The 7,541-nt window shown below is 70.0% G+C and carries 7 protein-coding genes; 2 read left to right on the forward strand and 5 right to left on the reverse strand.

Annotation, left to right across the window (positions count from 1 at the left end):
* Window positions 1-146: 146 nt before the first annotated feature.
* A complete protein-coding gene (leuS, locus tag ADBZ5U_RS13160; protein WP_526810879.1) occupies window positions 147-3,002 on the forward strand; it encodes a leucine--tRNA ligase in 2,856 nt (951 codons plus the stop codon).
* Between the two features lie 88 nt (window positions 3,003-3,090).
* On the opposite strand, the gene ADBZ5U_RS13165 is transcribed toward leuS, so the two are convergent.
* Window positions 3,091-3,765, reverse strand: a complete 675-nt coding sequence (locus tag ADBZ5U_RS13165; RefSeq protein WP_526810888.1) for an SDR family oxidoreductase — start codon at window positions 3,763-3,765, stop codon at window positions 3,091-3,093.
* Window positions 3,766-3,829: 64 nt separating this feature from the next.
* Between ADBZ5U_RS13165 and ggh the strand changes: the two genes are divergently transcribed.
* Window positions 3,830-5,173 (forward strand): glucosylglycerate hydrolase, encoded by a 1,344-nt coding sequence (ggh, locus tag ADBZ5U_RS13170; RefSeq protein WP_526810881.1) that lies wholly within the window; start codon window positions 3,830-3,832, stop codon window positions 5,171-5,173.
* Here ggh and ADBZ5U_RS13175 read toward each other — a convergent pair.
* The 4 genes from ADBZ5U_RS13175 to ADBZ5U_RS13190 all read right to left on the reverse strand — a co-directional run.
* Window positions 5,170-5,622: a MarR family winged helix-turn-helix transcriptional regulator gene (locus ADBZ5U_RS13175; RefSeq protein ID WP_526810883.1), complete on the reverse strand. Its 453-nt coding sequence runs from the start codon at window positions 5,620-5,622 to the stop codon at window positions 5,170-5,172. The two genes, ggh and ADBZ5U_RS13175, sit on opposite strands and share 4 nt — an antisense overlap.
* Window positions 5,623-5,689: 67 nt before the next feature.
* Window positions 5,690-6,484, reverse strand: coding sequence for an LLM class F420-dependent oxidoreductase (locus tag ADBZ5U_RS13180; RefSeq protein WP_526810885.1), 795 nt, complete (start codon window positions 6,482-6,484; stop codon window positions 5,690-5,692).
* Window positions 6,481-7,365: an Rv0045c family esterase gene (locus ADBZ5U_RS13185; protein ID WP_526810886.1), complete on the reverse strand. Its 885-nt coding sequence runs from the start codon at window positions 7,363-7,365 to the stop codon at window positions 6,481-6,483. Before ADBZ5U_RS13185 ends, ADBZ5U_RS13180 begins: the two co-directional genes overlap by 4 nt.
* Window positions 7,366-7,452: 87 nt before the next feature.
* On the reverse strand, window positions 7,453-7,541 hold an 89-nt coding region (locus tag ADBZ5U_RS13190; RefSeq protein WP_526810890.1), incomplete at its 5' end, for a hypothetical protein.

Here is a 7,541-nt window from a genome sequence, read left to right on the forward strand (position 1 = left end):
ACCTGGAACCAACCCCTGACCGGGCTGGGATGCAACCGATACCGAGCCGTTGCCGGAGGCTCTCGATCGTTTGACTCCTCCGCGTCCTCCCCCCGGTCGCCACGCTCCGCAGCATGGCCGCGCCGGCCCACCGATACCCTGTGTCGGTGACGGAATCGCCGACGAGCACCGCTGACGCGGTAGACGTCCCACCGCACCGCTACACCGCGGAGCTGGCGGACCGCATCGAGCGACAGTGGCAGGAAAACTGGCGGCAGCGGGGGACGTTCAACGTGCCCAACCCGGTCGGCTCACTGGCTCCGGCCGGCGGCGCCGCGGTGCCCGAGGACAAGATGTTCGTCCAGGACATGTTCCCGTATCCCTCCGGGGAGGGACTGCACGTCGGCCACCCGCTGGGCTACATCGCCACCGACGTCTACGCGCGCTTCTTCCGGATGACCGGCCGCAACGTGCTGCACGCCTTGGGTTTCGACGCCTTCGGCCTGCCCGCCGAGCAGTACGCCGTGCAGACCGGCACCCACCCGCGCACCCGCACCGAGGCCAACATCGCCAATTTCCGCCGCCAGTTGGGGCGGCTCGGGCTCGGCCACGATCAGCGCCGCAGCTTCTCCACCACCGACGTCGACTACTACACCTGGACCCAGTGGATATTCCTGCAGATCTACAACGCCTGGTTCGACCCGCGGCAGAACAAGGCGCGGCCCGTCGCCGATCTGATAGCCGAATTCGAGCGCGGCACAATGGTTCTCGACGACGGCAGCGATTGGGCGGCGTTGACGCCGGGTGAACGCGCCGACGTCGTCGACGGCCACCGGCTGGTCTACCGGGCCGATTCGATGGTCAACTGGTGCCCCGGCCTGGGCACCGTACTGGCCAACGAGGAGGTCACCGCCGACGGCCGCAGCGAACGCGGCAACTTCCCGGTGTTCCGGAAACGCCTGCGGCAGTGGATGATGCGTATCACCGCCTACTCCGACAGGCTGCTGGAAGACCTCGATGTGCTGGACTGGCCGGACAAGGTCAAGACCATGCAGCGCAACTGGATCGGCCGATCCACCGGAGCCTCGGCGCTGTTCGCCGTGGACGGTGACGATGTCGAAGTCTTCACCACCCGGCCCGACACCCTGTTCGGCGCCAGCTATCTGGTGCTCGCCCCCGAGCACGAACTGGTCGATCAGCTGACCGCGCCGCGCTGGCCCGAGGGGGTCGACCCGCGCTGGACCGGGGGTGCGTCCACACCGGCGGAGGCGGTAGCCGCCTACCGGCGCTCGATCGCGGCCAAGTCCGACCTGGAACGCCAGGAGAACAAGACCAAGACCGGCGTCTTCCTCGGCAGCTACGCGACCAATCCGGCGAACGGACAACCCGTTCCGGTGTTCATCGCCGACTACGTGCTGGCGGGCTACGGAACCGGCGCCATCATGGCGGTGCCCGGTCACGACCAGCGGGACTGGGAGTTCGCCGCCGAATTCGGCCTGCCGATCACCGAAGTCATCGCCGGCGGGGACGTTTCGCAGGAGGCGTACGTCGGCGAGGGGACCCTGGTGAACTCCGGCTACCTCGACGGCCTCGGCGTGGCAGAGGCGAAGAAGAGCATCACCGCCCGGCTGGAGGCCGACGGCCGGGGCAGTGCCCGCGTCGAGTACAAGCTGCGGGACTGGCTGTTCGCCCGCCAGCGGTACTGGGGCGAGCCGTTTCCCATCGTCTACGACGCCGAGGGCCGGGCCCACCCGCTGCCGGAGTCGATGCTGCCGGTGGAACTGCCCGACATCGCCGACTACTCGCCGGTTCTGTTCGACCCGGAGAGTCCCGACAGCGAGCCGTCGCCGCCGCTGAACAAGGCGACCGACTGGGTGCACGTCGAACTGGACCTCGGCGACGGCCTGCGGCCCTACACCCGCGACACCAACGTGATGCCGCAGTGGGCCGGCAGTTCCTGGTACGAGTTGCGCTACGCCGACCCGCACAACAGCGAGCAGTTCTGCGCGATCGAGAACGAGGCGTACTGGATGGGTCCGCGACCCGACGAGCACGGCGCGGCCGACCCGGGCGGGGTGGATCTCTACGTCGGCGGGGTGGAACACGCGGTGCTGCACCTGCTGTATTCGCGGTTCTGGCACAAGGTTCTGCACGACCTCGGCCACGTGACCTCGCGCGAGCCGTACCGCCGCCTGGTCAACCAGGGCTACATCCAGGCCTTCGCCTACACCGACTCGCGCGGCGCCTACGTGCCGGCGGCCGACGTCGTCGAGCGCGCCGGCCGGTTCTTCCTGCCCGCTCCGGATGGCGAGATCGAGGTGTTCCAGGAGTTCGGCAAGATCGGCAAGAGCCTGAAGAACTCGATCTCGCCGGATGAGATCTGCGACTCCTACGGCGCCGACACGCTGCGCGTCTACGAGATGTCGATGGGCCCGATCGAAGCGTCCCGGCCGTGGGCAACCAAGGACGTCGTCGGCGCGCACCGGTTCCTGCAGCGGGTGTGGCGGCTGCTTGTGGACGAGAACACAGGTGCGACAAGGGTTTCCGACGAAGAGCTCGGTGACGAGACGCTGCGCGCCCTGCACCGCACCATCGCCGGGGTGCGCGACGACTACACCAATCTGCGCAACAACACCGCCGCCGCCAAACTGATCGAGTACACCAACCACCTCACCAAGGCCGGCGTCACCGCCCGGGCGGCGCTGGAGCCGCTGGTGCTGATGGTCGCCCCACTGGCCCCGCACCTGGCCGAGGAACTGTGGCGGCGGCTGGGCGGCGACGCCTCGCTGGCGCACGGCCCGTTCCCCGTCGCCGACCCGCGCTACCTGGTGGCCGACACCGCGGAGTACCCGGTTCAGGTCAACGGCAAGGTCCGCGGGCACGTCACGGTCGCCGCGGACGCCGGCAGGGACGTGCTCGAGCAGGCCGCCCTGGCCGACGAGAAGGTGCGGGCGTTCCTGGCCGGCGCCACCCCGAAGAAGGTGATCGTCGTCCCGGGCCGGCTGGTCAACATCGTCCTGTAGTTCCCCCCTTCCTGCCCAAACGAACACATGGGCGGGAAAGGCCGAGAAGAAAACGCCATTTCGTCGATCTCGGCGCGGTGACCGGGGCTCAGCGCGCCCCGCGGGGGCGGACGATCACCTCGTGGGTGTGCGCGTCGGGGGGAGTGGCGACCACCTGCGCGACGACGCCGGCCACCGTCTGCGGGGCCAGGAAGCGCGCCGGGTCGTACTCGCCGCCCTCGTAGGCCACCAGACCGCGCTGCATCCCGGTGTCCACCCGGCCGGGGTGGATGCTGGTCACCCGCAGCAGCGGTTCGTCGGCCCGCAGCGAGTCGGCGAACGCCCGCAGGGCGAACTTGCTCGCCGAGTACGACGCCAGGCCGGGGGAGGGGTTGATCCCCGAACCGGAGTTGATGAACACCACCTGGCCGCGGGTCGCCCGCAGCGCCGGCAACAGCGCCAGCGTCAGCGCCACCGCACCGGTCACGTTGACCTCGAAGGTGGCCCGCCACTGTTCGGGCGTCGATTCGGCCACCCGACCCGGGAAGGCCACCCCGGCGTTGTGCACCAGCACGTCGAGTTCGGCGAGAACCTCTGCGGCGGAGTCGATCTCGTCGTCTTCGGTCAGGTCCAGCGGCCAGGTGGTCGCCCCGAGTCGCTGCGCGACGGCGTCCAGCCGGGCCGAGGGCCGGCCAGCCAGCAGCAGGGTGTGGGTGGGCGCCAGCGCCTCGGCGATCGCCGCGCCGATGCCCCCACTCGCGCCGGTGATCAGAGCCGTCGGCATTTCGGTCGGCATGGCGGCCACCCTACCGATCTCCGGCGGCGGCCCAACACCGCACAATGAACCGGTGCCCATCGACGGCGACCCGGCGTCCACCCGGTTGGCGGCCCGTGCCGCGGAACTGCTGCGCCGCAACGACCTGGGCGCGATGACCTCGGCGGCCCCCAGGCTCTACCCGCACATGTGGAGCTGGGATGCGGCCTTCGTGGCGGCGGGTCTGGCATCGGTGAGCGTGGACCGTGCGGTGGTCGAACTCGACACCCTGCTCTCGGCGCAGTGGGCCAACGGGATGATCCCGCACATCGTGTTCGCCGATGGGGTGGACGGCTACTTTCCCGGGCCGGAGCGCTGGGCGTGCGGGGAACTGGCCCGCGCCGCCCCGCCCGGCCGGCAGACCTCGGGCATCACCCAGCCGCCGGTGCACGCCATAGCGGTGCAACGGATTCTGGACCGGGCCCGAGACAGCGGCCGGTCGGACCGCGCGGTGGCCGAGGACTTCCTGCACCGTCGCTGGGCCGACCTGATGCGCTGGCATCGCTGGCTGGCTCAGGCCCGCGACCCCGGACAGATCGGGCGGATCACGATCTACCACGGCTGGGAGTCCGGGATGGACAACTCGCCGCGGTGGGATTCGGCCTACGCCAACGTGATCGGCGGAACGCTGCCGGGTTACCGGCGGACGGACAACGCCGTCATCACCGACACCAGTCAACGTCCGTCCGATGACGAGTACGCCACGTACCTGTGGCTGCTCGAGGAGATGAAGTCGGTCGGCTACGACGACGTCCGACTGCCGGCCGCGATGAGCTTCGCGGTGCAGGACGTCTTCATCTCGGCGGTCTTCGCGGTTGCCAGCGAGGTCTTGGCCGCGGTGGGCGAGGATTGCGGCCGGCCCCGGGCCGACATCCGGGAACTGTACGAGTGGGCCGGCCGGTTCCGGGTCGGGGTGGTCGGTGCGGCCGACGAGAAAACAGGTGCGGCAAGGGATTACGATCTGCGAGCCCAGTCCTGGATCGCCTCCGAGACGGTCGCCCAGTTCGCGCCGCTGCTGTGCGGCGGCCTGAGCGGCGGCCAGGAGCAGGCGCTGCTGAGTCTCTTCGAGGGGCCGCGGTTCTGCGGCCATCCGGAACTGAGGTTCGCGCTGCCGCCGTCGACGTCCCCGGCCTCGGCGGGGTTCCGGCGGCGGGAGTACTGGCGGGGTCCGGTCTGGCCGGTATTGACCTGGCTGTTCGCCTGGGCGTTCGCCCGCCGCGGATGGTCGGATCGGTCGACGGCGCTGCGACGGGACGGTTTGCGGCAGGTCGGCGACGGGACCTTCGCCGAGTACTACGAGCCCTTCACCGGCGAACCGTTGGGCAGCAGGCACCAGTCGTGGACCGCCGCGGTGGTGTTGGACTGGCTGGCCGGTTAGTCTTCGGACTCAGCCAGCCGCTCAAGCGGCCGGATCGCGCGAACCAGATCCGCCCGCTCATCGTCGGTCAGCCTGTTCAGCAATTCCGCCAGATGGTGGCGCCGGGTTTCGAGCGCCTCCTGGTACTGGATCCGCCCCTGCGGGGTGACCTCGACCAGAACGGCGCGCATGTCCGACGGGTCCCGGGAGCGTTTGACCAGCCCGACGTTCTCCAACCGCCGGATGGCCACCGTGGTGGTCGGGGTGCGCACCCGTTCCCGGGCCGCCAGTTCGGTCATCCGGATCGGTCCGCTGTCGAGCAGCGTCAGCAGAATGGAGATCTGCGACATGGTCAGGTCCGGCTGGGTCGCGCGGTTGGGATCCCCCCGGCGCACCACGGTGATCAGCTTGGCGAGGACCCGCTGCAAATCACCGGCCAACGTGGTGACCTGCGTCGGGCTCTCATACATGGTTTGTCAGTCTAACGGTTGTCCCGGGTCGCCGAACCGTTCCGGGGGCGACGGCCGGAACGGCCGATCACCCCCGGGCACGGCTGTCGCGCCAACGCAGCAGCGCCTGTGCCGGTGCAAGGTCGTAGTCCGGTCCGTCGCAGCCCACGGTCAGCAGTGTCACCCCGAGCCGGGCCAGCGCCTCGGCGTTGGCCACCAGGACTTCCGGCCCGCGGCCCTCCACCCCCGAGGAGCGTTCCACGGTCGCCGGATCCCGCCCGACCGCGGCGCAATGCCCTTCCAGGACAGCGGATTTGCCCGGGTAGGTTTCGGCGTTGGTGAATCCGTGCCAGATGTCGGCGTGCTTAGCCACCAGTTTCAGCGTCTTGCGCTCGCCCTGACCGCCGATCAGGATCGGGATGCGCCGGGTCGGCGCGGGGTTGAGCTTGGCCAGCCGGGCCTCGATCCGCGGCAGCGCCGCCGCAAGGTCGTCGAGACGGCTTCCGGCCGTGCCGAACTCGTAGCCGTACTCGTCGTAGTCCTTCTGCATCCACCCCGACCCGATGCCCAGGATCAGCCGGCCGTCCGAGATGTGGTCGACGGTGCGGGCCATGTCGGCGAGCAGTTCGGGGTTGCGGTAGGAGTTGCAGCTGACCAGCGCGCCGATCTCGATCCGTGAGGTCTGCTCGGCCCAGGCGCCCAGCATGGTCCAGCACTCGAAATGCGCGCCGTCGGGGTCGCCGTAGAGCGGATAGAAGTGGTCCCAGTTGAAGGCCACGTCGACCCCGATGTCCTCGCAGCGGCGCACCGCGTCGCGGATGTGGCCGTAGTGACTGGAGTGCTGCGGCTGCAGTTGCACGCCGATGCGGACGGGGAAGCTCATGTGCCCAGCGTAGGCGTGCCGCCGAGCGCCGTCCGCAGGATCTCCACCAGTGCCCGCGGCTGGTCTCCCTGCACGGAGTGCCCGGAGTCCGGGACGACGACTACGCGTTGGAACCCCGGCGCGGTGCGGGCGAACTCGGCGGCATCGTCGTCGTCGACGAAGAACGACTTGGCGCCGCGCACCAGGGTGGTCGGGGTGAGCAGCGCCGGCACGTCGTCCCACAGGCCGAGGAACCCGTCCCCCTTTCGGAAGTTGTCATACCGCCACGTCCAGGTGCCGTCGTCGAGCTGCCTGGAGTTGTGGAAAACCCCGCGCTGCAACGACTCCCGCGACCGGTGCGGGGACAGCGCGACGCAGGCGTCCACCATCGCCTCGAAGCTGGGGAAAGTTCGCTCACCCTGCACCAGTGCCACCGCACCCATCTGGGCCGCGGTCATCCGCTCGTGGCGCTCCGGGGCCGACGGGGTGACGTCGACCATCACCAGCGTGCGCACCAAGTGCGGTGCGGTGACCGCCAGCCGCATCGCGGTCAGCCCGCCCAGTGACATGCCCACCACCAGATCGGCCTGCGGCGCGAGTTCGGCGATCACCGGTTCGACGGCTTCGGCGTTCAGGCGCGGGCCGTAGTCGCCGTCCTCGCGCCACTGCGAGCGTCCGTGGCCGGGCAGGTCGATCGCCAGCGCGGGCAGGCCCAGGCCCAGGATGACGGTGTCCCAGGTGTGGGCGTTCTGGCCGCCGCCGTGCAGGAACACCACCCGCGGCCGCCCGGAGCCCCAGCGCAGCGCGGAGACCGGGCCGATCTCGACACGTGCCACGGACGGCAGCGGTCCGGTCACGCCGGCCTGCTCGGCGTTCTCGGGAAGGTAGGCGAACTCGTCCACCCATCCAGTTAACGCGAAAATGAGACCCCGGGCGGGAATCCCGCCACGGGGTTCATTTCTCACCGGGGAGTCACCCCTCGCCGGGGGCTACCCCGCGATGAACTCCTCGAGCTGTTCGCGGGCCACGTCGTCGGCCAACTGCACCGGCGGGCTCTTCATCAGGTAGGCCGAGGCCG

The organism is Mycobacterium sp., from assembly GCF_040398885.1.
Taxonomy (GTDB): Bacteria; Actinomycetota; Actinomycetes; order Mycobacteriales; family Mycobacteriaceae; genus Mycobacterium.